The 23,201-nt window shown below is 53.8% G+C and carries 21 protein-coding genes, 3 tRNA genes and 1 pseudogene; 4 read left to right on the top strand and 21 right to left on the bottom strand.

Features of this window, described 5'->3' with window-relative positions; all coding sequences use genetic code 11:
- Positions 1-99 precede the first annotated feature (99 nt).
- The 17 genes and pseudogenes from J4685_RS22455 to nnr form a co-directional block, all read right to left on the bottom strand.
- Positions 100-201 (bottom strand): annotated as a pseudogene (locus tag J4685_RS22455) (hypothetical protein); the annotation flags it as partial.
- Positions 201-899, bottom strand: coding sequence for a PspA/IM30 family protein (locus tag J4685_RS04265; RefSeq protein WP_000511979.1), 699 nt, complete (start codon positions 897-899; stop codon positions 201-203). The pseudogene J4685_RS22455 and the gene J4685_RS04265, both read right to left, overlap by 1 nt.
- Positions 900-913: 14 nt before the next feature.
- Positions 914-1,318 (bottom strand): YjfI family protein, encoded by a 405-nt coding sequence (locus tag J4685_RS04260; RefSeq protein ID WP_000312602.1) that lies wholly within the window; start codon positions 1,316-1,318, stop codon positions 914-916.
- 131 nt (positions 1,319-1,449) lie between these two features.
- Positions 1,450-2,181: a 23S rRNA (guanosine(2251)-2'-O)-methyltransferase RlmB gene (gene rlmB / locus J4685_RS04255; protein WP_001293274.1), complete on the bottom strand. Its 732-nt coding sequence runs from the start codon at positions 2,179-2,181 to the stop codon at positions 1,450-1,452.
- Positions 2,182-2,271: 90 nt separating this feature from the next.
- Positions 2,272-4,710: a ribonuclease R gene (gene rnr, locus J4685_RS04250; protein ID WP_000076357.1), complete on the bottom strand. Its 2,439-nt coding sequence runs from the start codon at positions 4,708-4,710 to the stop codon at positions 2,272-2,274.
- A gap of 37 nt (positions 4,711-4,747) precedes the next feature.
- Positions 4,748-5,173, bottom strand: a complete 426-nt coding sequence (gene nsrR, locus J4685_RS04245) for a nitric oxide-sensing transcriptional repressor NsrR (RefSeq protein WP_001177632.1) — start codon at positions 5,171-5,173, stop codon at positions 4,748-4,750.
- 206 nt (positions 5,174-5,379) lie between these two features.
- Complete coding sequence (gene purA / locus J4685_RS04240) at positions 5,380-6,678, bottom strand: adenylosuccinate synthase (RefSeq protein ID WP_000527976.1); 1,299 nt, start codon at positions 6,676-6,678, stop codon at positions 5,380-5,382.
- 102 nt (positions 6,679-6,780) lie between these two features.
- Positions 6,781-6,978 carry a DUF2065 domain-containing protein gene (locus tag J4685_RS04235; protein WP_001089290.1) on the bottom strand — a complete coding sequence of 66 codons (198 nt, stop codon included), beginning with the start codon at positions 6,976-6,978 and terminating at the stop codon, positions 6,781-6,783.
- 78 nt (positions 6,979-7,056) lie between these two features.
- A complete protein-coding gene (gene hflC / locus J4685_RS04230; RefSeq protein ID WP_001232417.1) occupies positions 7,057-8,061 on the bottom strand; it encodes a protease modulator HflC in 1,005 nt (334 codons plus the stop codon).
- A gap of 2 nt (positions 8,062-8,063) precedes the next feature.
- Positions 8,064-9,323, bottom strand: a complete 1,260-nt coding sequence (hflK, locus tag J4685_RS04225) for an FtsH protease activity modulator HflK (protein ID WP_000312505.1) — start codon at positions 9,321-9,323, stop codon at positions 8,064-8,066.
- A 214-nt stretch (positions 9,324-9,537) separates the two neighbouring features.
- Complete coding sequence (gene hflX, locus J4685_RS04220; RefSeq protein WP_000460338.1) at positions 9,538-10,818, bottom strand: ribosome rescue GTPase HflX; 1,281 nt, start codon at positions 10,816-10,818, stop codon at positions 9,538-9,540.
- A gap of 71 nt (positions 10,819-10,889) precedes the next feature.
- A complete protein-coding gene (gene hfq / locus J4685_RS04215; protein WP_001051875.1) occupies positions 10,890-11,198 on the bottom strand; it encodes an RNA chaperone Hfq in 309 nt (102 codons plus the stop codon).
- Positions 11,199-11,280: 82 nt separating this feature from the next.
- Positions 11,281-12,231, bottom strand: a complete 951-nt coding sequence (gene miaA / locus J4685_RS04210) for a tRNA (adenosine(37)-N6)-dimethylallyltransferase MiaA (RefSeq protein WP_001000735.1) — start codon at positions 12,229-12,231, stop codon at positions 11,281-11,283.
- The gene (mutL, locus tag J4685_RS04205) at positions 12,224-14,080 is read right to left on the bottom strand and encodes a DNA mismatch repair endonuclease MutL (protein ID WP_001122565.1); all 1,857 of its coding nucleotides are present in this window, start codon (positions 14,078-14,080) and stop codon (positions 12,224-12,226) included. Before mutL ends, miaA begins: the two co-directional genes overlap by 8 nt.
- 9 nt (positions 14,081-14,089) lie before the next feature.
- Positions 14,090-15,412 carry an N-acetylmuramoyl-L-alanine amidase AmiB gene (gene amiB / locus J4685_RS04200; RefSeq protein ID WP_000640347.1) on the bottom strand — a complete coding sequence of 441 codons (1,323 nt, stop codon included), beginning with the start codon at positions 15,410-15,412 and terminating at the stop codon, positions 14,090-14,092.
- A 16-nt stretch (positions 15,413-15,428) separates the two neighbouring features.
- Entirely contained in the window at positions 15,429-15,890 is a 462-nt protein-coding gene (tsaE, locus tag J4685_RS04195) for a tRNA (adenosine(37)-N6)-threonylcarbamoyltransferase complex ATPase subunit type 1 TsaE (protein WP_000981986.1), read from the bottom strand.
- Positions 15,862-17,409 (bottom strand): bifunctional ADP-dependent NAD(P)H-hydrate dehydratase/NAD(P)H-hydrate epimerase, encoded by a 1,548-nt coding sequence (gene nnr, locus J4685_RS04190; RefSeq protein ID WP_000968665.1) that lies wholly within the window; start codon positions 17,407-17,409, stop codon positions 15,862-15,864. The genes tsaE and nnr overlap by 29 nt, the downstream gene beginning before the upstream one ends.
- Between nnr and queG the strand changes: the two genes are divergently transcribed.
- Complete coding sequence (gene queG, locus J4685_RS04185) at positions 17,408-18,547, top strand: tRNA epoxyqueuosine(34) reductase QueG (RefSeq protein WP_001670426.1); 1,140 nt, start codon at positions 17,408-17,410, stop codon at positions 18,545-18,547. The two genes, nnr and queG, sit on opposite strands and share 2 nt — an antisense overlap.
- A gap of 269 nt (positions 18,548-18,816) precedes the next feature.
- Here queG and J4685_RS04180 read toward each other — a convergent pair.
- From J4685_RS04180 to J4685_RS04170, 3 genes are all read right to left on the bottom strand, one after another.
- Positions 18,817-18,892: transfer RNA gene (locus J4685_RS04180), tRNA-Gly, on the bottom strand.
- A gap of 156 nt (positions 18,893-19,048) precedes the next feature.
- Positions 19,049-19,124, bottom strand: a tRNA-Gly gene (locus J4685_RS04175).
- Positions 19,125-19,280: 156 nt separating this feature from the next.
- Positions 19,281-19,356, bottom strand: a tRNA-Gly gene (locus J4685_RS04170).
- A gap of 275 nt (positions 19,357-19,631) precedes the next feature.
- Here J4685_RS04170 and J4685_RS04165 point away from each other — a divergent pair.
- On the top strand, positions 19,632-20,372 hold the full coding sequence (locus J4685_RS04165; protein ID WP_000727899.1) for an arginine ABC transporter substrate-binding protein: 741 nt from the start codon (positions 19,632-19,634) through the stop codon (positions 20,370-20,372).
- 61 nt (positions 20,373-20,433) lie between these two features.
- On the opposite strand, the gene orn is transcribed toward J4685_RS04165, so the two are convergent.
- Positions 20,434-20,979, bottom strand: a complete 546-nt coding sequence (gene orn / locus J4685_RS04160; protein ID WP_001271546.1) for an oligoribonuclease — start codon at positions 20,977-20,979, stop codon at positions 20,434-20,436.
- A 106-nt stretch (positions 20,980-21,085) separates the two neighbouring features.
- Here orn and rsgA point away from each other — a divergent pair, with 106 nt between their 5' ends.
- On the top strand, positions 21,086-22,138 hold the full coding sequence (gene rsgA, locus J4685_RS04155; protein ID WP_000041945.1) for a small ribosomal subunit biogenesis GTPase RsgA: 1,053 nt from the start codon (positions 21,086-21,088) through the stop codon (positions 22,136-22,138).
- Positions 22,139-22,229: 91 nt separating this feature from the next.
- A complete protein-coding gene (asd, locus tag J4685_RS04150; RefSeq protein ID WP_000934949.1) occupies positions 22,230-23,198 on the top strand; it encodes an archaetidylserine decarboxylase in 969 nt (322 codons plus the stop codon).
- Positions 23,199-23,201 lie beyond the last annotated feature (3 nt).

The raw sequence follows: 23,201 nt of genomic DNA, 5'->3' as shown, positions 1-23,201 counted from the left end.
ATTGTCGTTGGGCATAATGCCATTTGAGATCGCGCATTCATGTGCCGTCTCGTATGAAAGCGACGAAGCTCAGCACGGTAGAGCGCTTTCGCGCTACCGATAACAAAGCAGATACTGCCCGATAAACAGGCCCAGCAAAGCGGGCCAGGTCAGTCTGGACAAATGACGCTGGCAGGTTTTGACCATCCACGTAAAGAGCATTATTCGCCTTGTTGACGCTGTAAACGCGCCAACACATCCTGAGCATTGCTTTTATTAGTTGCGCCAATACCCGCCTGCGCCAGTTTTTCATCCAGGTCGCGTCCATCGGCGACTTTTTCCAGCTGCGCGGCGGCATCCAGCCGGGCCTGGCGTTCAGCCTGACGCGTTTGTAAACGTTTAAGCGACTCCGCCGCCGTAGACACATTCGACGCGGCTCCGACGGTCGAAGTCGTCACCGCCTGCTGCGCGCGCTGCATGGCTTCTGTCGCCTTAACCACTTCAAGTTGCTGCTCAAACTGCGCAATCCGCTGGCCTGTCGCCGTTACGGCCTTCTCCACCGCATCACGAGAGGCTTCCAGATTAGTCAGCACCTGTTCTTCGGCAAGAATGGCATTTTCCAGACGGGCTATTTCTTCCGCCACTTCGTTGAGTAAAGCGGCGTCGACATTCTTACTCATTGCCGCCAACGCCCGCGTTTCAAGGCTGACTTTACGCGCACGTAAATCATTCAGCTTGTCATGGCTTAGCTTCACCCGCGCCAATAAATCCACTCTGGATTTACCCGCTTTATCCAGCTCGGCTTTTGCGTCGCGAATATGCTGCTCCAGCATACGTACACCCTGTGCTTCATCAATGGCCTCTTCTGCCTGAGCAACGAATGATTTACCTAACGTGAACAAACTTTTTAAAATTCCCATGTAAGCCGCCTGTATTATTCCTGTGAATAGACTTGTGTTATTTCAGCGATATCCAACGCATTTTCTACAAGCGTGGTGATTTCCAGCGTCACGTCGGCAAGCGACGAATTTAACGACAACGCGCCAAAAGCGACATAATATTCCTCCTGTTTTACCTGGGTAATACAGACCGAAGACAGCGGTAAAACCTTCTGATTTCTCAGTAAGAAAAGATTAAATTCCGCGGTATCTCTAATCGTATTTACCGGACAGATATAAGTCTCGATAACTATTTGTTGCGAGGTAAATAAAACCGCCAGTGGTAAATCGCCATAATCATTCATTTTTATTATTAATGAAGATTCATTATTTTCTATATCAATATCTAATTCGGCGATGTTGTTTAATGCATCCGCCAGCGTCCGTGGAGTCCATGCCATATTTTTATCTCTATCTCATTTTTATAAATAAAAGAAATTACAGGGTAGGTTTTTCTTTTTATATTACCAGCCAGAGATAAAAAAAAACCATCCGATTATGGATGGTTTTTTCTTAAAAAATACTATTAGCGTCAGGTTCGCTGGCGAACGGCTTCAAACAGACAAATCCCGGTCGCAACAGAGACATTCAGCGACGACACGCTACCGGCCATAGGAATGCTGATCAGCTCATCGCAGTGCTCACGGGTCAGACGACGCATACCTTCACCTTCTGCGCCCATGACCAGCGCCATGCGGCCAGGCATTTTGCTCTGATACAGCGTATGGTCAGCCTCGCCCGCCGTTCCGACAATCCAGATATTCTCTTCCTGCAACATGCGCATCGTGCGCGCCAGGTTGGTGACACGGATCAATGGCACGCTTTCTGCTGCGCCGCAGGCGACTTTCTTCGCCGTCGCGTTAAGTTGCGCGGAGCGGTCTTTCGGCACGATTACCGCATGTACGCCTGCGGCATCGGCGCTGCGCAGACAGGCGCCAAGATTATGCGGATCGGTGACGCCATCGAGGATCAACAAAAAGGGGCGATCGTGTAATGCGATCAGATCCGGCAGATCGTTTTCCTGATACTGCCGGCCTGGTTTCACACGAGCGATAATGCCCTGATGCACGGCACCGTCGCTTTTCTCGTCGAGATATTGGCGGTTTGCCAGCTGGATAACCACGCCCTGGGACTCAAGGGCGTGAATCAGCGGCAACAGACGTTTATCTTCACGGCCTTTTAAAATAAAGACTTCCTGAAAACGTTCAGGGGCGCGCTCCAGCAGGGCCTGCACTGCGTGGATGCCGTAAATCATTTCGCTCATTAATGTACTCATTGTTTACGTTTTGCCGGGGGCGCTACGCTTGCCCGGCCTACAGATAATTCACCCTCTTCTGTTTGAAGAGGGTATTGCTCACTCTGCCGCTTTTTTCTTCGCCGCACGCTTCGCTTTGGTCGCTGCGGCTATTTTCTGCGTTTTAGCCGATGGCTTTTTTGCTTTTCTCGCGTCTTTTTTCGCTGCTTTCGGCTTCGCTTTTTTCTCGCCGCGGAAGGCGCTATCAGGCTCGAAGTTAACTTTTTTACCTACCTGACGACGTTTACCGGCGTTTTTACTTTCACCTTTTTTCGCTTTTTCACGCGCCGTTTTGCCGACGTTACGCGGTGCGCGCTCGCTGGAAATCAAGCTAAAGTCAATTTTCCGTTCGTCCATATTCACCGCTTCGACGCGTACCTCGACCCGGTCGCCCAGGCGATATGTCTGCCCGCCGGATTCGCCAATCAGACGTTGCCCTACCTGATCGAAGCGATAGTAATCATTATCCAGTGAGGAAACGTGTACCAGCCCATCGATAAACAGTTCATCAAGACGGACAAAGAAGCCGAAACCGGTGACGCTGGCAATCACGCCCTTAAAGACGTTGCCTACCTGATCCAGCATAAAGTCACATTTCAGCCAGTCGGAGACATCACGCGTCGCTTCATCAGCGCGGCGTTCCGCCATCGAACAGTGCTGGCCGAGCTGCAACATCTCTTCCATCGAGTAGTGATAACCGCCCGTTTCTGTGGTGTTGCCCTTGTTCCCTTGCTCTTTAGCCAGCAGGTACTTAATGGCGCGGTGCAAAGAAAGATCCGGATAGCGGCGAATCGGCGAGGTAAAGTGCGCATAAGACTGCAACGCCAGGCCAAAGTGCCCGCGGTTTTCCGGATCGTAAATCGCCTGCTTCATTGAACGCAGCAGCATAGTTTGCAGCATTTCGGCGTCCGGCCTGTCGGCAATCGATTCAAGCAGTTCGGCATAATCGCGCGGTTCCGGTTTATTTCCGCCCGGCAGCTCCAACCCCAGCTCCGCCAGTACGGAGCGGAATGAGGTGATCGCTTCGGTGGTGGGCTTATCATGAATACGGAATAGCGCCGGCTCTTTAGCTTTTTCGACAAAGCGCGCCGCCGAGATATTCGCCATGATCATGCACTCTTCGATAAGCTTATGCGCGTCATTACGCTGGGTCTGTTCGATACGCTCAATGCGACGTTCGGCGTTAAAGATAAACTTCGCCTCTTCGCTCTCAAACGAGATCCCCCCGCGCTCTTCACGCGCTTTATCCAGCACTTTGTAGAGGTTGTGCAGCTCTTCAATATGCTTCACCAGCGGCGCATATTGTTCACGCAGATCCTGATCGCCCTGCAGCATATGCCAGACTTTGGTATAGGTCAGACGCGCATGGGAGCTCATCACCGCTTCATAGAATTTGTAGCCGGTCAGCCGACCTTTCGCCGAGATGGTCATTTCACAGACCATACACAGCCTGTCAACCTGCGGGTTTAGCGAACACAGACCGTTGGAGAGCACCTCCGGCAACATTGGGACAACCTGTGACGGGAAGTAAACCGACGTGCCGCGATTGCGCGCCTCGCGATCCAGCGGCGTTGGCGGCCGTACATAATAGCTCACATCAGCAATAGCGACCCACAAACGCCAGCCGCCGCCGCGTTTTTTCTCACAGTAAACCGCGTCGTCAAAGTCACGGGCATCTTCGCCATCAATAGTGACCAGCGGCAAATCGCGCAGATCGACACGACCGACTTTCGCCTCTTCCGGCACCTCTTCTTTCAGCCCGGCGACCTGCTGCTCTACCGCCTGCGGCCAGATGTAAGGTATTTCATGGGTACGCAGCGCCATATCAACCGCCATACCGGTGCCCATATTGTCGCCCAGCACTTCGACGATTTTCCCTACCGCTTTAGTACGGCGAGTTGGACGTTGGGTCAGTTCAACCACGACCACGAACCCCATCCGCGCGCCCATGACGTCTTCTGGCGGGATAAGAATGTCGAAGCTGAGACGGCTGTCGTCCGGCACCACAAAGCCGACGCCCGCATCGGTGAAATAACGCCCGACTATCTGACTGGTTTTCGGTACCAGTACACGGACGATACGCGCTTCGCGGCGACCTTTACGATCGGCGCCCAGCGGCTGCGCCAGCACCTGATCGCCATGAATACAGGTTTTCATCTGCTCGCTGGAAAGATACAGATCGTCTTTGCGGCCTTCGACACGTAAGAAACCGTAACCGTCACGATGACCGATCACGGTGCCTTTCAGCAGGTCGAGGCGTTCCGGCAGCGCATAGCACTGGCGGCGGGTAAAGACCAGTTGTCCGTCGCGCTCCATCGCGCGCAGGCGGCGACGCAAGGCTTCAAGCTGCTCTTCGCCTTCAATATTCAGTTCTACGGCCAGTTCTTCGCGACTGGCCGGTTTTTCACGTTTCGTTAAATGTTCGAGGATAAATTCCCGGCTCGGGATAGGATTCGCGTATTTTTCTGCTTCGCGTTCCTGGAAAGGATCTTGTGACATTGAGGTTCCTCCATTGTCATCTCTAATGAAGTTTACTTCACTCCACCAGTAATAATTTATAAAGCGGTTGATTCTCTTCAACCAAATCGGCAAGCGTGTAGTTATCCAGCTCCTTGAGAAAACTCTGCACGGCCTTAGAAAGCGCCTGTTTCAGACGACAGGCAGGGGTGATGTGGCAAAATTCGCTGCTACAGTTGACCAGTGATAAGGGTTCCAGCTCACGCACCACATCGCCAATACAAATAGTATTAGCCGGTTTACCCAGGCGGATACCGCCATTTTTTCCCCGAACGGCGGTGACAAAGCCCGCCCGGCTAAGCTGATTGATAATTTTGACCATATGATTACGGGACACGCCGTAGACTTCTGTCACCTCAGAAATGCTGGTCATTCGTCCATCTGGTAACGACGCCATATAGATTAGCGCACGTAAGCCGTAATCGGTGAAACTCGTTAACTGCACATCAACCTCAGGAAAAGGGAAAACGGGAAAAATACATTTATATTGATGATAAACCAGCCACAAGCTGTGTCGCTAATTTATTTCAGTTCGGGGAAGGAAAAAAGCGAGGATTTAACACTGTGTCGGATAGCGTAATGGCTTACCCGACACAGCAATGTATCACACTGTTAGCCCGGCAAGCAAAATATCTGCCAGGCGTACCAGATTTACGCGTCGAACGGGTCGCGCAGAATCATCGTCTCAGTACGATCGGGGCCGGTAGAAATAATATCAATCGGCACGCCGGTCAGTTCTTCAATACGCTTGATGTAGTTCAGTGCCGCCTGCGGCAGACCGCTACGATCTTTCACGCCGAAGGTGGATTCAGACCAGCCCGGCATGGTTTCGTAAATCGGCTCTACACCTTTCCAGTCGTCAGCTGCCAGCGGAGTGGTAGTCACTTCGCGGCCATCCGGCATACGATAAGCCACGCAGAGTTTCACCTCTTTCAGGCCATCCAGCACGTCCAGTTTGGTCAGGCAGAAGCCAGACAGGGAGTTCAGCTGTACCGCACGACGAACGGCAACGGTGTCCAGCCAGCCGGTACGACGACGACGGCCGGTAGTGGCGCCGTATTCGTTACCCTGCTTGCAGAGGAACTCGCCGGTTTCATCAAACAGTTCAGTCGGGAACGGACCTGCACCTACACGAGTGGAGTAAGCTTTGAGGATACCCAGAACGTAATCAACATAACGCGGGCCCAGGCCGGAACCGGTCGCCACGCCACCTGCTGTGGTGTTAGAAGAAGTTACGTACGGATAAGTACCGTGGTCGATATCCAGCAGGGTACCCTGCGCACCTTCAAACATGACGAAATCGCCACGCTGACGCGCCTGGTCGAGCAGGTCCGAAACGTCAACAACCATAGAAGTCAGGATGTCGGCAACAGCCATCGTATCATCCAGAACTTTCTGGTAATCAACCGCTTCAACTTTGTAGTAGTTAACCAACTGGAAGTTGTGATATTCCATCACTTCTTTCAGTTTTTCAGCGAAGGTTTCTTTGTCGAAAAGGTCACCAACACGCAGACCGCGACGTGCCACTTTATCTTCATAAGCAGGCCCGATTCCACGCCCGGTGGTGCCGATCGCTTTCGCGCCACGCGCTTTCTCACGCGCGTTATCCAGCGCAACGTGATAATCAAGGATCAGCGGACAGGCTTCAGACAGCAGCAGACGCTCACGAACGGGGATGCCACGGTCTTCCAGTTCTTTCATCTCTTTCATCAGCGCGCTCGGAGACAGCACAACACCGTTACCGATGATGCTGGTTACATTCTCGCGAAGAATACCTGATGGAATAAGATGGAGAACGGTTTTTTCACCGTTGATTACGAGAGTATGGCCTGCGTTGTGACCGCCCTGGTAGCGTACAACATATTTAGCCCGTTCAGTCAGAAGATCGACGATCTTTCCTTTACCTTCGTCACCCCATTGGGTGCCCAGTACGACGACGTTGTTACCCATTTTTCAAAATCACCGTTTGCTTAAAAATGGATTCTACCATCGCTTTTTCAGATATACAGCACTTTTTGCACTCAATCTGCGGCAAATCCGACCACTTTTTGCTCAGCCAATCGTTTTCCTCAACATGTAGTAGACCACAACTCCCGCGACCACAAGTCCGCCGCCAAAACGACGTAAAACATTTTCCGGCAGTTGCGCCAGTGCCGAAACCATTTTTTTCCATGCGCCGGGATACAGCATCGGTCCCAGCCCTTCGAGGACTAATACCAGAGCAAGCGCCAACCAGATTGTTGAATTCATTTATCGCCCTTATAAAAGAAAACCACCGGCATCCTTTGGATGCGGTGGTTTTGCTGGTCTAAAACCGCTGACGCTATTTTAGCGTGTCGTCGAACTCGGTGTCTTCATGTAGCGGAAGAAATCGCTGTCCGGGCTCAGTACCATCACGTCCTGATTACCTTCGAAGCTCTTCTCGTAAGCGCGCAGACTACGAATGAACGCGTAGAAATCAGGGTCCTGACTGAACGCGTCGGCAAACAGCTTCGCGGCTTCAGCATCACCTTCACCACGCATGATACGCCCCTGGCGCTCGGCTTCCGCCAGAGTTTTCGTCACCTCATAGTCAGCAGCCGCACGCAGTTTTTCCGCTTCTTCCTGACCTTGTGAGCGATGACGACGCGCGACCGCTTCACGCTCGGCGCGCATACGGTTGTAAATCGCCTCAGAAACCTCGGTCGGCAGGTTGATCTGCTTAATACGCACATCGACCACTTCGATACCCAACGCCGCCATACTGTTCGGGTTGATGACCGGCACTTTACCTTTGGTTTCCGCCGTGACGCGTTCCGCCGCTTCGGCAATCGCGTCATCCGCCGCCGGGGTCGCTACTTCATCATCGGTACCGGCTGAACCGGAGTTCAGCGCGTCGCGCACTTCCAGAGTCAGACGACCACGAGAATCGGTCACGATGTCTTTTACGTCCAGGCGACCAATCTCAGAACGCAAACGGTCCGAGAATTTACGTTTTAACAGCACTTCGGCTTGCGAAATATCGCCGCCGCCGGTCGCCAGATAGTAACGGCTAAAGTCGCTGATACGCCATTTGATGTAGGAGTCGACAATCAGGTCTTTCTTCTCTTTAGTCACAAAGCGATCGGCCTGGTTATCCATCGTCTGGATACGCGCATCAAGCATTTTCACTGATTCAATAAACGGGATCTTAAAGTGCAGACCCGGCGCGTAAACCAGCGGTTTGTTCTCATCGTCACGCAGAACTTTACCAAAACGCAGCGTAATGCCGCGCTCGCCCTCTTTGACCACAAAGACGGACATGTAGAGCACTACCAGCACGATGATGATAATCGCAATAACTGACTTACGCATCGTTATTCCCCCTGACGCTGGTAGTCGTTACGCTGCGCATTCGCGCGGCGTTGGTCCATAATATCGCCCTGATTTGAGGACGACGTGTTGCTTGCTCCGCTGGCGTTAGACTTTGTGGACGGCGGCAGGCGCAGCAGGTTGCTGGCGCTATTGTCGCTCTTTGCCGCCGGCGCATTCCCGCCTTTCAGCATCTGATCTAACGGCAGCACCATTAAATTACCGCTCTTGTCGTTAACCAGTACTTTACGGGTATGGCTCAGCACTTTTTCCATCGTTTCAATATACAGACGCTCGCGCGTAATCTGCGGCGCGGCTTTATATTCCGGCAAAATCTTCGCAAACCGGGCGACTTCACCCTGCGCTTCCAGGATAGTCTGGGTTTTATAGGCGCGTGCCTCTTCCAGAATACGCTGCGCCTGACCGTTGGCGCGCGGCTGAACTTCGTTGGTATACGCTTCCGCTTCACGAATGTACTGCTGCTCGTTTTCACGTGCGGCAATCGCGTCGTCAAAGGCGGCTTTCACCTCTTCCGGCGGGCGCGCAGCCTGGAAGTTCACGTCCAGCAGGGTAATCCCCATGTTGTACGGTTTGATAGTCTCTTCCAGCTCGCGTTGGGTATCGCTACGAATAACGGTACGGCCTTCGGTCAGGATGCGATCCATCGTGTATTTACCAATGACGCCACGCAGCGCGCTGTCGGTGGCCTGACGCAGGCTATCGTCCGGGCTGGTCACGCTAAACAGATATTTCTGCGGATCGGTGACGCGGTATTGCACGTTCATTTCAACGCGCACGACGTTTTCATCAGACGTCAGCATCACGCCTGACGCCGCCAGTTCGCGCACCGCTTCGACGTTCACCGGCGTGACGTCGTCAATAAATGTCGGCTTCCAGTTCAGACCTGGCTCTACCAGATGGCTGAATTTACCAAAACGCGTCACAACGCCACGCTCGGCTTCTTTAATGGTATAAAAACCGCTGGCCGCCCAGATAATGACTACTGCCGCCGCGGCGATGGCGACAATACGGCCTCCCAGTTGCGGACGCGGGCCTTGCGATGAGCTACCGCCGCCGGAACCGGTGCCTTTACCGCCCCCAAAACCACCGAGTTTTTTACTCAGCTTACGGAAGATATCATCCAGATCGGGAGGTCCCTGATCGCGGCCACCTTTGTTTCCATTTCCCCCAGAGTTGCTGCCAGGTTTGCTGCTTCCCCACGGGTCGCGGTCCTGTCCGTTATTACCGGGCTGATTCCACGCCATGTTTGTGCTCCATATTTGTTATGCGGTGATCCCCGTTGTCTTTCGACCTCAGAGGATAAAGCGAAATTACTCCATGCTTCAGACGAACCGCCGTTACAGACATCATCTTTCAGGCTGCGTCTTGAGTGGCGGCTTTTTTACCCCAGGTCACTTAGTTGTGAGCTCCTGAGATTCTCTCAGCTACCGCCTCAATACGACCTGAATGACTTCGCGTCTAGATCACGTATTCGATCAACGCCGGTTCTTGTTTACAGAGGCGACGCCAGTCGACAATCGGCATTCGTACCTGCAGACTGACGCTACCGTCTTCCTCCATCCACTCTTTTTCTATTGCCTGAAGCTGATAAAACCGGCTTCTCAGACGCCCTTCCTGCGGCGGCAAACGCAGCGTATGCTGCGCCACCTCGCCGGAAAGACGCTCCGTCAAAGCCTGAAAAAGCTGTGGTATCCCCACGCCGCTTTGCGCTGAAAGCCAAACGCGGATGGGTTTATTCTCTTCATCTCTGTCGATACGCGGTTCAAAGTCGTCCAGCATATCGATTTTGTTCATCACCATTAAGGTGGGGATTTCGTGAGCGTCAATCTCTTCGAGAACGGTGTTTACCGCCTCGATGTTTTCCTGCACACGAACATCCGCCGCATCGACCACATGCAGCAGCAGCGTCGCCTGACGCGTCTCCTGCAGGGTAGCTTTAAAGGCAGCCACCAGATCGTGCGGTAAATGGCGGATAAAGCCTACCGTATCCGCCAGAACGGTTTCACCGACATCCGCTACATCAATACGACGTAACGTGGGGTCCAGCGTCGCAAATAGCTGATCTGCCGCATAGACCCGCGCTTCAGTGATCTGATTAAAAAGGGTGGATTTTCCGGCGTTGGTATAGCCCACCAGCGATACCGTCGGAACGTCGGCCTTGATGCGCGACTGCCGCCCCTGCTCACGTTGCTTCTCAACTTTCTCCAGGCGCGACTGAATCTGCACAATGCGATTACGCAGTAAACGACGGTCGGTTTCGAGCTGGGTTTCACCCGGACCGCGCAAACCAATCCCGCCTTTCTGACGTTCAAGGTGGGTCCAGCCACGCACCAGACGCGTAGCCAGATGGCGTAGCTGCGCCAGCTCAACCTGCAACTTACCTTCATGGGTACGCGCACGTTGGGCAAAAATATCTAAGATAAGACCGGTGCGATCGATAACCCGGCACTCGCACAAACGCTCCAGGTTCCGCTCCTGGGCTGGACTCAATGCATGATCAAACAATACGACCGCTGCGCCAGTCGCTTTCACGGCTTCCGCAATTTCAACTGCCTTACCTTCACCTACAAAGTACTTCGGGTGCGGTGCTTTACGGCTACCGGTAATCACCTGCATTGCTTCGACACCGGCGGAAGAGACCAGAGATTCAAACTCCTGGAGGTCTTCCATATCTTTGTCTTGCGAAAAATAGATGTGTACCAGTACCGCCTGCTCACCGGCATCATAACGGTCAAACAAGCGTAAACCCTCTTAATAACCAGCGGGGGCGATTATCCGACGCCCCCGACATGGATAAACAGCGCGTGAACTTATTCAGTCTCTTCGCTGTCCTGTTGCGCAGTAGAACCCTGCGCGTTGCTACCGTGATGGTAGTTATTGCTGGCGCCGCCACCGGCATTGTTGCTGTGATGGGAAACCGGGCGAGACGGGACAACAGTAGAAATCGCGTGCTTATAAACCATCTGGCTGACCGTGTTTTTCAACAGGATCACGAACTGATCAAAGGACTCGATTTGACCTTGCAGCTTAATACCATTCACCAAATAAATAGAAACTGGAACACGTTCCCGACGCAATGCGTTCAGGAACGGATCTTGTAAAGATTGCCCCTTAGCCATTCTCTTTTCCTTATATGCTTATTTGTACTTTGAACCTTTCGATTCTGAAAAATTGCGCACGATACGTCTCAATTGTACACATTCAGTCTGCGATAGCACCAACAACCTGTAATACTTCTTTTCGCGCCCGATCGGGATTCTCACTGTCAAGCCAGCGCCCCCCTTCCCAACCGCGCAACCAGGTCATCTGGCGCTTCGCCAACTGTCTTGTGGCGCAAACACCTCTATAAACCATTTCATCATATGAGATTTCGCCCTCAATGTATGACCACATCTGGCGGTATCCCACACAACGGATGGAAGGCAAGTCCGTATGCAAATCTCCTCGGGCAAAAAGCGCCCGGACTTCTGCTTCAAAACCTGAAGCCAACATCTGATGAAAACGCAGTTCAATGCGCTGATGGAGCAGTTCACGGCTCGCCGGGGCGATAGCGAACTGATGCACCTGGTACGGTAGCGCGTCTCCTGACGTTTGCGTTAGCTCCGTTAAAGTTTTACCCGAAATGAAAAAAACTTCCAGTGCCCGAGAAAGTCTTTGCGGATCATTTGGATGAATTCGCGCGGCGGCAACCGGATCTATCTCCTGAAGTTGCTGATGCAACGCCTCCCATCCAAGCTCCGCTGCTTGCTGCTCTATCCGGGATCTGACTTCCGGATCTGCTGAAGGCAGCGGCGATAACCCTTCCAGCAATGCCTTAAAATACAGCATGGTACCGCCCACTAACAGCGGGATACGCCCCGCAGAGGTGATCTCCGCCATTTGCGCTAACGCGTCGCGGCGAAAATCCGCCGCCGAATACGCCTGCGACGGGTCGCGTATATCCAGCAGTCGATGCGGCGCCGCTTTCAGCTCATCGGCATTCGGCTTAGCCGTGCCAATATCCATTCCCCGATAAATGAGGGCGGAATCAACGCTTATCAACTCTACTGGCAAAACTTTACGCAGTTCTATCGCCAGCGCCGTTTTGCCGGAGGCCGTCGGCCCCATCAAAAATATCGCCTTAGGCAGGCTCGCCTTGCTTACATCATTCATGCTTCAGGGCGTTCATCGCCGAATGTAAATCAACAGGTTGTAACAGGCCACCCGGCGGCGCTTTTACCAGCTGCGGACATAGCCGCTCAACATCCGCCAGCAGCGATATGGCCTGCGCCATCGACCACTGCGGATGTTCGCTCTGCACATTACGCGCTATCCATTGTGCAATATTGACCGTTGCAAATGTGGTCTGTTGCGCCAGGTAGCCTATCAGTTCAGGAATCAAGATTTGTAAATTTTGTTGTCGTAAGGGTAAAGGCACCGCCCGAATGGTCACATGCTGCGCATCTGACTGAAATTCAATACCCAATTCTCCCAACAAAGATTGGGCTTTTTGCAGTGCGGCTTTTTCATCGGCGCTCACTTTTAAACGCAGCGGAATCAGCAACGGCTGCGCGCAAACCGGACTTTGACCCGGTGTAAGCTGCGCCTGACGCAGCCAACGCTCCGCAACCGGCAGCGACAAGAGCTGGATAGTCCCCGCGTGTTCCAGCAACGCGCAGTCACCGCAGACTATCGTCAGTACGCGACCGAAACTCTGGCTATGTCCGTCAAGCGCAGGCGCAACCGCCTCCGGCGCGGGGCTCGTCGTCGGCGTCTGTAAAAGCGCGCGATAAACCTCGCCCTGCTGCTTCTGATAACCTGGCTGCGCGTGCGGCCAACCACCAGCGGTCTGACGCCCGCCGTTACCGCCCGATGCGCCGCCGGAATAACGCGGTGTCGCGGGCTCGCGCGCCGTAGTTGGCTCGGCGGGTACAGCAAAATGGTTGCGCCCGGCGGCGATACGGTTTTCCGGGACATGCCGCGGCGCTGGCGCAATCTCCTCCAGCGGCAGCGTCGTTTCCGTCTGCTGTTGTAGAACGCTCAGCACCCCTTGATAGATGAAGTCGTGCACCAGCCGGGATTGATGAAAACGCACTTCGTGCTTGGCGGGATGAACATTGACATCCACCTGATGCGGGTCAATCTCCAGATACAACACAAACGCAGGCTGTTGGTCCGCGCCCAGTTTATCTTCACAGGCCTGGCGAATGGCATGGTTGATCAAGCGGTCGCGCATCATGCGGCCATTCACATAGCAGTACTGGATCTCCGTTAACGCCGTGGTGGTGTGATTCGGATCGGCGACCCAGCCGCGCAGGGTCAGATCGCCATGCTGCCACTCGATCGCCAGTGCCTGTTCGAGAAACGGCGTGCCGCAGATGGCGCCTAATCGGCGCTCTTTTTGCCCGTCCTTTGCGACAGCGCGATACTGCCGTACCAATTTGCCGTTGTGCGACAGGTTAAGCGTGACGTCAAAACGGGCCAATGCAATACGACGGATGATCTCATCGATATGATTAAATTCCGTTTTTTCGGTACGCATGAATTTGCGCCGGGCGGGCGTATTATAAAAGAGATCCAGAACTTCCAGGGTGGTGCCGACCGGGTGCGCGGCGGGTTTTACCGTCACGTCCATGTCACGCCCTTCCGCATACGCCTGCCAGGCTTCCGCCTGCTCCGCCGTGCGCGACGTTAGCGTCAAACGCGAGACCGAACTGATACTCGCCAGCGCTTCGCCGCGAAATCCCAGACTGATAATCGCTTCCAGATCGTCAAGCGAGGCGATTTTACTGGTGGCATGACGGGCCAGCGCCAGCGCCAGCTCCTCTTTTTTAATGCCGCAGCCATTGTCGCGAATACGAATAAGCTTCGCGCCGCCACGCTCGATGTCGATATCAACGCGGGTGGCGCCTGCATCCAGACTATTCTCTACCAGCTCTTTAACAACCGACGCAGGGCGTTCCACCACTTCGCCAGCGGCGATTTGGTTCGCAAGCTGCGGCGGCAGAACCTGAATCGGCATGAAATCTCCTTAATTCGCGGCGGTTATGGCGCCAGGCTGGTTGGTACTGGCCGTCTGGCCTGGGCCGCCCTGCGGCGCAGACTGGATCGGATGCGCTGCAAAGTACTTACGCAACCCCCGGTATATAGCGTCAGCAATCTGCTGCTGATAGCGGTCGCTCGCCAGCAATCGCTCTTCGCCGTGATTACTGATAAAGCCCGTCTCCACCAAAATGGACGGGATATCCGGCGAACGCAGCACGCCCAGGCTCGCGTGTTCCGGGCGACGTTTATGCAGCGCCCCCACGCCGTCGAGTTGGCTTAGTACGTTCGTCGCCACATCATACCCTACCCGCTGCGAATGACCGAATTGCAAATCCAGTACCGCCTGGCTCAGGTAAGGGTCTGACTGACTGTTCGCCAGCACATCGCCAGCGCCGCCTAACAGTTCGGATTGCTTCTCATGCTGCTCAAGCCAGTTTGCCATTTCGCTGTTCGCGCGACGATTGGACAATACCCAGACGGAGGCGCCGGTGGCGTCGCGATTTGGCGCGGCATCCGCATGAATAGAGACAAGGAAGTTGGCGTTTTGCTTACGCGCCACGTCAGACCGCCCCATCACCGAAATAAAATAGTCGCCGTCACGCGTCAGCACGCCTTTAAACATCGGATCGTTATTCAGCAATGTGCGTAACTTACGCGCGATAGCGATGGTGACATTTTTCTCGCGCGTACCGCCCGGGCCTATCGCGCCGGGGTCCTGGCCTCCATGTCCGGCATCAATAGCAATCACCACTTTATCGCCAGCGCCTGCCGACGCGCGCGCCGCAGGCCGCGTAACGGTATTGCTGCTGGTTACGCCGGTCAGGCGATCATCAGAAGATTTAAACGGATTACGGGCAGGCTCCGTCGGGCGGGGCGCGCTTTCAACCCGTTTCGCGACGACAGGCGGTGGTGGCGGTGGCGGAACATCGGCATTAATGGTGAAAATGACCGTATAGTTGCCGCCGTTTTGCCGCTTCACCGCCTCGGTTTTACCATTTTCCGTCAGATCGACAAGCAACCGTAAAGATTGCGCATCTTTCGGCGTTCCGGCACGGATCGTTTTTACCAGATTGTTACCGCTAAACTGAAGCGGCAGCCCCTGAATCACGCCGGTCTGCCTGATATCCAGCGCCACGGTACGTTTACCGTCCTGTGAGTAAGCATATTCCGGCTCGCCGATAAAACTCAGCGTAATGCGCGCCTGCTGCTCGCCGTTGGAAACCTGAATATCAGAGAGACTGGCGGCGCCCGCGTGCGCGCACAGCAGGATTAAGGCTGCTATTACGGCATTTTTGATGCGATAAATCATCCCGCCACCTTTATAGCTAATCGGCTAAACGCGCCAGTAACGAATGACCCGATGAGGATACCGCGCTTACGCGAGCCTCACGCCCCTGCGTCTGGTAATCAATATGGATTTCGACGTCCGGGTCGGGGAGAACGCCTTTACCCTGTTGCGGCCACTCCACCAGACAAATGGCGTCGTTGGCGAAATAATCGCGAATGCCCATAAACTCCAGCTCCTCCGGGTCCGCAAGACGGTATAAGTCGAAGTGATATACCATCATGTTATCAAGCGCATAAGGCTCTACCAGCGTATAGGTGGGGCTTTTTACATTACCGTTATGGCCTAACGCCTGTAAAAATCCCCGGCTAAACGTCGTTTTACCGGCACCTAAATCGCCATACAGATAAATAACGGTCGCGCCATCACAGGCGTTGGCTACCCGTTGCCCCAGGTCTAGCGTCGCCTGTTCGTCAGGTAGCGGAATTACTCGATTCATCATGGTTTACGTCAATCACATCAGGGTTAACAATACGCCGCAGCGTAGTAAAAAGATCGGTCGCCAACATGCCGCGAGCGCCATAACGCGCTGCCAGTAAGTCCGCCGCCGCGCCGTGAGCCACACATCCCACACATGCCGCATCATACGGGGTAAACTTCTGTCCGAGCAATGCGCCGATGATGCCGGACAGGACATCGCCCATCCCGCCGCTCGCCATCCCCGCATTACCAGCGTCAATGATAGCCAGAGGGTGGTGTTCAGCGGCGATAATCGTTCCTGCGCCTTTTAACACGACCACGCCTCCATACCGTTTTACCAGACGCTGTGCTGAAAGTAAGCGATCACTTTCAATTTCTGCCACAGAACATCCTAACAGGCGGGCAGCCTCTCCCGGATGCGGCGTAATCACGCGATTGTGACGTTTATCAGGATTGATTGCCAGTAGGTTCAACGCATCCGCATCCCACAGCATAGGTTTACGGACGTTTTCTACTTTCTGTAAGGCTTTTTTGCCCCATTCCTGCTGTCCAAGCCCCGGGCCGATCACCACAACGTCAGCCCAGGTCAGGCTCTCTTCCAGCGACTGAGGCGTGAGTTCATGTACTATCAGTTCCGGGCGGGCCGTCAGCAACGGCGCGATGTTTTCACCGCGAGTCAGTACTCTGACCAACCCAGCCCCCGTACGCAGCGCCGCCTCGCCAGCCATCCGAATTGCGCCCGCTGTTCCCTGATCGCCGCCGATAATCGCCAGACGACCATGATCGCCCTTATGCGAGGTCGGTCGACGCGGCGTTAGCCATTGCCCCAACTGCGTCGCGTCAAAGCGCCGGAGCGGCGGCGTCTGGCTCGCCAGCCAGCCTTCCAGCCCCAACGCGTCATAATGCAGTATGCCAGTAACGTCACGTGCTTTGCCGGTCAGCAGGCCCGGTTTCAGGGCGATAAACGTGACCGTATGCGCGGCGCTTATCACCGCGCCAGGCGTGGCGCCCGTTTGCGCCAGCAGGCCTGACGGGATATCGACGGCGACAACCGGCGCAGGATGGGCGTTCGCCTGTTCAATCAGACCGGCTACCGGGTCGCGCGGCGCCTGGGCTATACCGGTGCCAAGCAGCGTGTCGATAATTAGATCCGTCGCTTCCGGCCAGATAATATCGGCAGCATGGATAATGCCGCCGGCATTCAGCCAGGCATCGCGCGCCTGCGCCGCTTCTTCAGGTAACGGTTTGTCGCTCTCCTGCGCCAGCAACGTTACGCTAATGCCCGCCGCTTGCGCTAGTCGCGCCACGACGTAACCATCGCCGCCGTTGTTGCCATGACCACACAACACCAGCCAGTGTCGGGTGTCAGGATAACTGTCACGGGCTACCCGAAATGCCGCGTCGCCAGCGCGCAGCATCAATTCATAGAGTGTGAGTCCGAAGGCATCCGCCGCATCGCGTTCCAGCCGTTTGATGTCATCGGCGAGCCAAATGGAGTGTGGTATACTTACAGGGTTTTTCTTCATGTTATGGTCCATCATGTCAAAGCCCCTCGATCTCAATCAGTTAGCGCAAAATATTAAGCAGTGGGGGCTGGAGCTGGGCTTTCAGCAGGTCGGTATTACTGATACCGATCTGCGCGCATCCGAACCTGCGCTGCAGGCGTGGCTGGACAAACAATACCACGGCGAGATGGCATGGATGGCGCGCCACGGTATGATGCGCGCCCGGCCTCATGAACTCTTACCCGGTACGCTACGTGTCATCAGCGTGCGCATGAACTATCTGCCCGCCAACGCCGCGTTTGCCAGTACGTTGAAGGATCCCACGCTGGGCTACGTTAGCCGATATGCGCTGGGGCGTGATTATCACAAGCTATTACGCAGCCGCCTTAAAAAACTGGGCGAGCAGATCCAGCAGTACTGCGGTTCGCTGAATTTTAGACCGTTTGTCGACTCTGCGCCTATTCTTGAACGCCCATTAGCGGAAAAAGCAGGACTTGGCTGGACGGGTAAACACTCACTTATCCTTAATCGGGAGGCGGGCTCATTCTTTTTCCTGGGGGAACTGCTGATTGATTTACCGCTGCCGGTCGACCAGCCGGTCGAGGAAGGTTGCGGTAAATGCGTCGCCTGTATGACCATTTGCCCGACCGGGGCGATCGTCGAACCGTATACGGTGGACGCGCGGCGCTGTATTTCTTATCTCACCATTGAGCTGGAAGGCGCTATTCCGGAAGCATTTCGCCCACTGATAGGTAACCGTATTTACGGCTGCGATGACTGCCAGCTTATCTGTCCGTGGAATCGTTACTCTCAGTTGACCGACGAAGCAGATTTTAGCCCACGCAAGGCGCTGCATAACCCAGATTTGCTTGAGTTGTTTAGCTGGAGCGAAGCGCAGTTTCTGAAAGTCACTGAAGGTTCTGCGATTCGGCGCATTGGCCATTTACGTTGGCTGCGCAATGTTGCCGTCGCGCTGGGGAATGCGCCGTGGAGTAATGCCGTCATTACGGCGTTGGAAAGCCGCAAGGGTGAGCATCCACTTCTTGATGAGCATATCGAATGGGCGATTGCGCAACAAATTGAAAAGCGCAACGCCTGCATCATTGAAGTGCAGCTACCGAAAAAACAGCGTCTGGTCAGGGTGATTGAAAAAGGGCTGGTGCGCGATGCCTGAATTATTCACAGGCTGTGTATAAAAATAAAAACACATTGCGATTCAAGAGGGAAAAAAGGAACAGTCAATAACGCTAACGTTTTGAAATCTTATTTTTTCTATATTTTTCAGTAAATTATAGAAATTCTACGCGTCAGGTATAATTTTTTGCATTCCAGGAGTAATGGGCCGCCCTGTGGATAAGTCTGTTTACAAGGATCTGACGAAAGCGGAACAAAACGTGCCCCAACGCGATATTCGTTGTGGATAATTTTACTGTAGATAAGAATTGGAGCGGGAAACGAGACTCGAACTCGCGACCCCGACCTTGGCAAGGTCGTGCTCTACCAACTGAGCTATTCCCGCATAATCTTCGTCTTTCGAACCGCTACTGCGTTGGCTGCCTTCACTCGCCTGAGTCACTTACTTCAGTAAGCTCCTGAGGACTCATTCAGTTGCCGCCTTGTCGCAATTCGAAATCCTGCGATTGGTGGTCTGTGCTTAACAAGCACTTTCAAATTTTGGAGCGGGAAACGAGACTCGAACTCGCGACCCCGACCTTGGCAAGGTCGTGCTCTACCAACTGAGCTATTCCCGCATAATCTTCGTCTTTCGAACCGCTACTGCGTTGGCTGCCTTCACTCGCCTCAGTCACTTACTTCAGTAAGCTCCTGAGGACTCATTCAGTTGCCGCCTTGTCGCAATTCGAAATCCTGCGATTGGTGGTCTGTACTTAACAAGTACTTTCAAATTTTGGAGCGGGAAACGAGACTCGAACTCGCGCCCCCGACCTTGGCAAGGTCGTGCTCTACCAACTGAGCTATTCCCGCAAATTTGTTGCTGTCGTAATTCGCATTTCTGCGTCGTTACGGGAGGCGCATTATACGAGAAATCCATTTAGCTGCAAGCCCCTGAACGCATTTTTTCGCGATTTTTGTTTGAATGCTGATTAAATCACCAAACAAGACAAAAAACGAGCAAAGCGTGCGCTATGCAACAAAAAACTTTTCACGCCACGCCTAAAGGCACAGAATCAGAATAGCACCCTGCGCCAAAAAAAGAATAGCACGGTGACCACAACATCCAATTGATATCAGGGATCAAGATGAAAAAAAAACTTATTGTCATGCTGTTAGCCAGCCTCTCCGTTCACGCTGCTTCCGTTTCCGCCAGAACATTACATTTTGGCACCTCCGCCACCTATGCGCCCTATGAGTTTGTCGATGCCGATAATAAAATTGTTGGTTTCGATATTGATGTCGCCAACGCAGTCTGCAAAGAGATGCAAGCGGAGTGCACATTCACTAACCAGAGCTTTGATAGTCTGATCCCCGGCCTACGCTTCAAAAAGTTTGATGCGGTGATCGCCGGTATGGATATGACGCCCAAACGTGAGCAGCAGGTCTCCTTTAGCCAACCCTATTACGAAGGTCTATCGGCGGTAGTCGTCACGCGTAAAGGGGCTTATCACACTTTTGCCGATCTGAAAGGCAAAAAAGTCGGTCTGGAAAACGGTACAACGCATCAGCGCTATTTGCAGGATAAACAACAAGCCATCACGCCTGTCGCCTATGACAGCTATCTAAACGCCTTTACCGATCTGAAAAACAACCGTCTTGAGGGCGTGTTTGGCGATGTCGCCGCGATTGGTAAGTGGCTAAAAAACAATCCGGATTACGCCATCATGGATGAACGCGCCAGCGATCCTGACTACTACGGAAAAGGGTTAGGCATTGCGGTACGCAAAGGCAACGACGCGCTATTGCAAGAAATTAATGCCGCGCTCGACAAGGTGAAAGCATCGCCGGAATATGCACAAATGCAGGAGAAATGGTTTACGCAGTAATTCAGTGGCGGGAGAGCTGCCGGATGAGACGCTCTGGCGTTGCCATCCGGCATGTTACGCCTCACAGCTTAATGAAATGCTCGCGGTAGTAAGCCAGCTCCGCCACCGACTCGCGAATATCATCCATCGCCTGGTGCGTGCCCTGCTTGGTAAAGCCGGCCAGAATCTCCGGCTTCCAGCGGCGCGCCAGTTCCTTGAGCGTACTGACATCCAGATAGCGATAGTGGAAGTAGGCCTCCAGTTCCGGCATATATTTAAACAGAAAACGACGATCCTGACCGATGCTGTTACCGCAAATCGGCGACTTACCCGCAGGCACCCACGTTTTCAGAAATTCAATCGTCGCCAGTTCAGCGTCTCGTTCGCCCATCGTACTTGCCTTAACGCGATCCACCAGACCGCTGCCGGTATGGGTGCGCACGTTCCAGTCATCCATTAACGCCAGTTGCGCATCGGATTGATGTACCGCAATCGTCGGCCCTTCCGCCAGAATGTTCAGGCTGGCATCCGTCACCAGCGTGGCTATCTCAATAATGCGATCGCGCTCGGGGTCCAGACCTGTCATCTCCAGATCGATCCAAATCAGGTTGTTTTCATCGGCACTCATGCTATTTTCCACCCTTCAGAGGTCACATTCACTGTGACTATATTCATCTACAATTGCGTGTATCATAGATGTTTTGCCCACTATGGGCGACCAGGAGCCAGTACGATTGAGCAAAAATAAACTCTCCAAAGGCCAGCAGCGCCGTGTGAACGCCAATCACCAGCGTCGTTTAAAAACGTCCGCGGAGAAAGCCGACTACGATGACAACCTGTTTGGCGAGCCTGCAGAAGGTATCGTCATTAGCCGTTTTGGTATGCATGCCGATGTGGAGTCTGCTGACGGCGAGGTTCACCGTTGCAATATCCGCCGCACTATCCGTTCGCTGGTGACGGGCGATCGCGTCGTCTGGCGTCCGGGCAAAGCCGCCGCAGAGGGCGTCAACGTAAAAGGCATCGTTGAAGCGGTGCATGAGCGCACCTCGGTATTGACGCGCCCGGACTTCTACGACGGCGTGAAGCCTATTGCCGCCAACATTGACCAAATCGTTATCGTCTCCGCGATTTTGCCGGAGCTGTCGCTGAATATCATCGATCGCTATCTGGTCGGCTGTGAAACCCTACAGGTTGAGCCGCTTATCGTACTCAATAAAATTGATCTGCTGGACGACGAAGGTATGGACTTCGTTAATGAGCAGATGGATATCTACCGCAATATCGGCTATCGCGTGCTGATGGTCTCCAGCCATACGCAGGATGGTCTGAAACCGCTGGAAGAAGCGTTAACCGGTCGCATCAGTATTTTTGCCGGGCAGTCCGGCGTCGGAAAATCCAGTCTGCTAAACGCTCTGCTCGGCTTACAGAACGAGATTCTGACGAACGATGTGTCGAATGTCTCCGGTCTGGGTCAACATACCACTACCGCTGCTCGTCTGTATCATTTCCCGCATGGCGGCGATGTCATTGATTCTCCCGGCGTGCGCGAGTTCGGCTTATGGCATCTGGAGCCGGAACAAATCACCCAGGGCTTTGTCGAATTTCATGACTATTTGGGACATTGCAAATACCGGGACTGCAAGCATGACGCCGATCCAGGCTGCGCCATTCGCGAAGCGGTAGAGAACGGCGCTATTGCGGAAACCCGTTTCGAAAATTATCACCGAATTCTTGAAAGTATGGCGCAGGTAAAAACGCGTAAAAACTTTTCTGATACGGACGACTGACAGATACGCTAGGCGTCGTTAGAATCGTCCACTTTTTTCAGGATACCGGTATAACTGCCGGTTCAGGAACAACAATGGCCTGGAGGCTACCTTGTTAAACTCATTTAAACTTTCGCTACAATACATTCTGCCGAAACTATGGCTCACTCGCCTGGCGGGCTGGGGCGCAAGCAAACGAGCAGGATGGCTGACAAAACTGGTTATCGATCTCTTCGTAAAGTATTACAAAGTCGATATGACTGAGGCGCAAAAACCGGATACCGCCAGCTATCGTACGTTCAATGATTTCTTTGTTCGTCCGCTGCGTGATGACGTGCGTCCGCTCAATACCGATCCTAACATCCTGGTGATGCCTGCCGACGGCGTGATAAGCCAGTTGGGTCGTATCGAAGAAGATAAAATTTTGCAGGCCAAAGGCCATAATTACAGCCTTGAGGCGTTGCTGGCGGGTAACTACCTGATGGCGGATAAGTTCCGCAACGGCACGTTTGTGACCACTTACCTCTCCCCTCGCGACTACCATCGCGTGCATATGCCATGCAACGGCATCCTGCGTGAAATGATCTACGTACCGGGCGATCTGTTCTCCGTTAACCATCTGACCGCGCAAAACGTCCCCAACCTGTTTGCCCGCAACGAGCGCGTTATCTGCCTGTTTGATACCGAGTTCGGCCCTATGGCGCAGATTCTGGTCGGCGCAACTATTGTCGGCAGTATCGAAACTGTCTGGGCGGGGACCATTACCCCGCCGCGCGAAGGCATCATCAAGCGCTGGACCTGGCCAGAAGGCGAACATGAAGGGTCTGTCGCCTTGTTGAAAGGCCAGGAGATGGGGCGCTTTAAACTGGGTTCCACGGTCATCAACTTATTTGCACCGGGGAAAGTGAATCTGATCGCGTCGCTGGCAAGCCTGTCCGTTACCAAAATTGGCCAACCGCTGGCGACGTCGACCGAAACATTCGTCGCGCCGGAGGTAGAACCTGCTCCGCTGCCGGCAGAAGAAATTAAAGCCGAACACGACGCCAGCCCGCTGGTTGACAATAAAAAAGACGACACCTAATCA

Origin of the sequence: Salmonella sp. 32100201201700099SM (assembly GCF_017572645.1) — a bacterium.
Taxonomy (GTDB): Bacteria; Pseudomonadota; Gammaproteobacteria; order Enterobacterales; family Enterobacteriaceae; genus Salmonella; species Salmonella enterica.
This window is presented reverse-complemented; position numbering and strand designations above follow the sequence as displayed.

Excerpts from the sequence above, each read along its gene's own strand:
- J4685_RS04265 (WP_000511979.1), bottom strand. The coding sequence starts at position 899 with ATGGGAATTTTAAAAAGTTTGTTCACGTTAGGTAAATCATTCGTTGCT.
- J4685_RS04260 (WP_000312602.1), bottom strand. The coding sequence starts at position 1,318 with ATGGCATGGACTCCACGGACGCTGGCGGATGCATTAAACAACATCGCC.
- rlmB (WP_001293274.1), bottom strand. The coding sequence starts at position 2,181 with ATGAGCGAAATGATTTACGGCATCCACGCAGTGCAGGCCCTGCTGGAG.
- rnr (WP_000076357.1), bottom strand. The coding sequence starts at position 4,710 with ATGTCACAAGATCCTTTCCAGGAACGCGAAGCAGAAAAATACGCGAAT.
- purA (WP_000527976.1), bottom strand. The coding sequence starts at position 6,678 with ATGGGTAACAACGTCGTCGTACTGGGCACCCAATGGGGTGACGAAGGT.
- J4685_RS04235 (WP_001089290.1), bottom strand. The coding sequence starts at position 6,978 with ATGAATTCAACAATCTGGTTGGCGCTTGCTCTGGTATTAGTCCTCGAA.
- hflC (WP_001232417.1), bottom strand. The coding sequence starts at position 8,061 with ATGCGTAAGTCAGTTATTGCGATTATCATCATCGTGCTGGTAGTGCTC.
- hflK (WP_000312505.1), bottom strand. The coding sequence starts at position 9,323 with ATGGCGTGGAATCAGCCCGGTAATAACGGACAGGACCGCGACCCGTGG.
- hfq (WP_001051875.1), bottom strand. The coding sequence starts at position 11,198 with ATGGCTAAGGGGCAATCTTTACAAGATCCGTTCCTGAACGCATTGCGT.
- miaA (WP_001000735.1), bottom strand. The coding sequence starts at position 12,231 with ATGAATGATGTAAGCAAGGCGAGCCTGCCTAAGGCGATATTTTTGATG.
- mutL (WP_001122565.1), bottom strand. The coding sequence starts at position 14,080 with ATGCCGATTCAGGTTCTGCCGCCGCAGCTTGCGAACCAAATCGCCGCT.
- amiB (WP_000640347.1), bottom strand. The coding sequence starts at position 15,412 with ATGATTTATCGCATCAAAAATGCCGTAATAGCAGCCTTAATCCTGCTG.
- tsaE (WP_000981986.1), bottom strand. The coding sequence starts at position 15,890 with ATGATGAATCGAGTAATTCCGCTACCTGACGAACAGGCGACGCTAGAC.
- queG (WP_001670426.1), top strand. The coding sequence starts at position 17,408 with ATGTCAAAGCCCCTCGATCTCAATCAGTTAGCGCAAAATATTAAGCAG.
- nnr (WP_000968665.1), bottom strand. The coding sequence starts at position 17,409 with ATGATGGACCATAACATGAAGAAAAACCCTGTAAGTATACCACACTCC.
- J4685_RS04165 (WP_000727899.1), top strand. The coding sequence starts at position 19,632 with ATGAAAAAAAAACTTATTGTCATGCTGTTAGCCAGCCTCTCCGTTCAC.
- orn (WP_001271546.1), bottom strand. The coding sequence starts at position 20,979 with ATGAGTGCCGATGAAAACAACCTGATTTGGATCGATCTGGAGATGACA.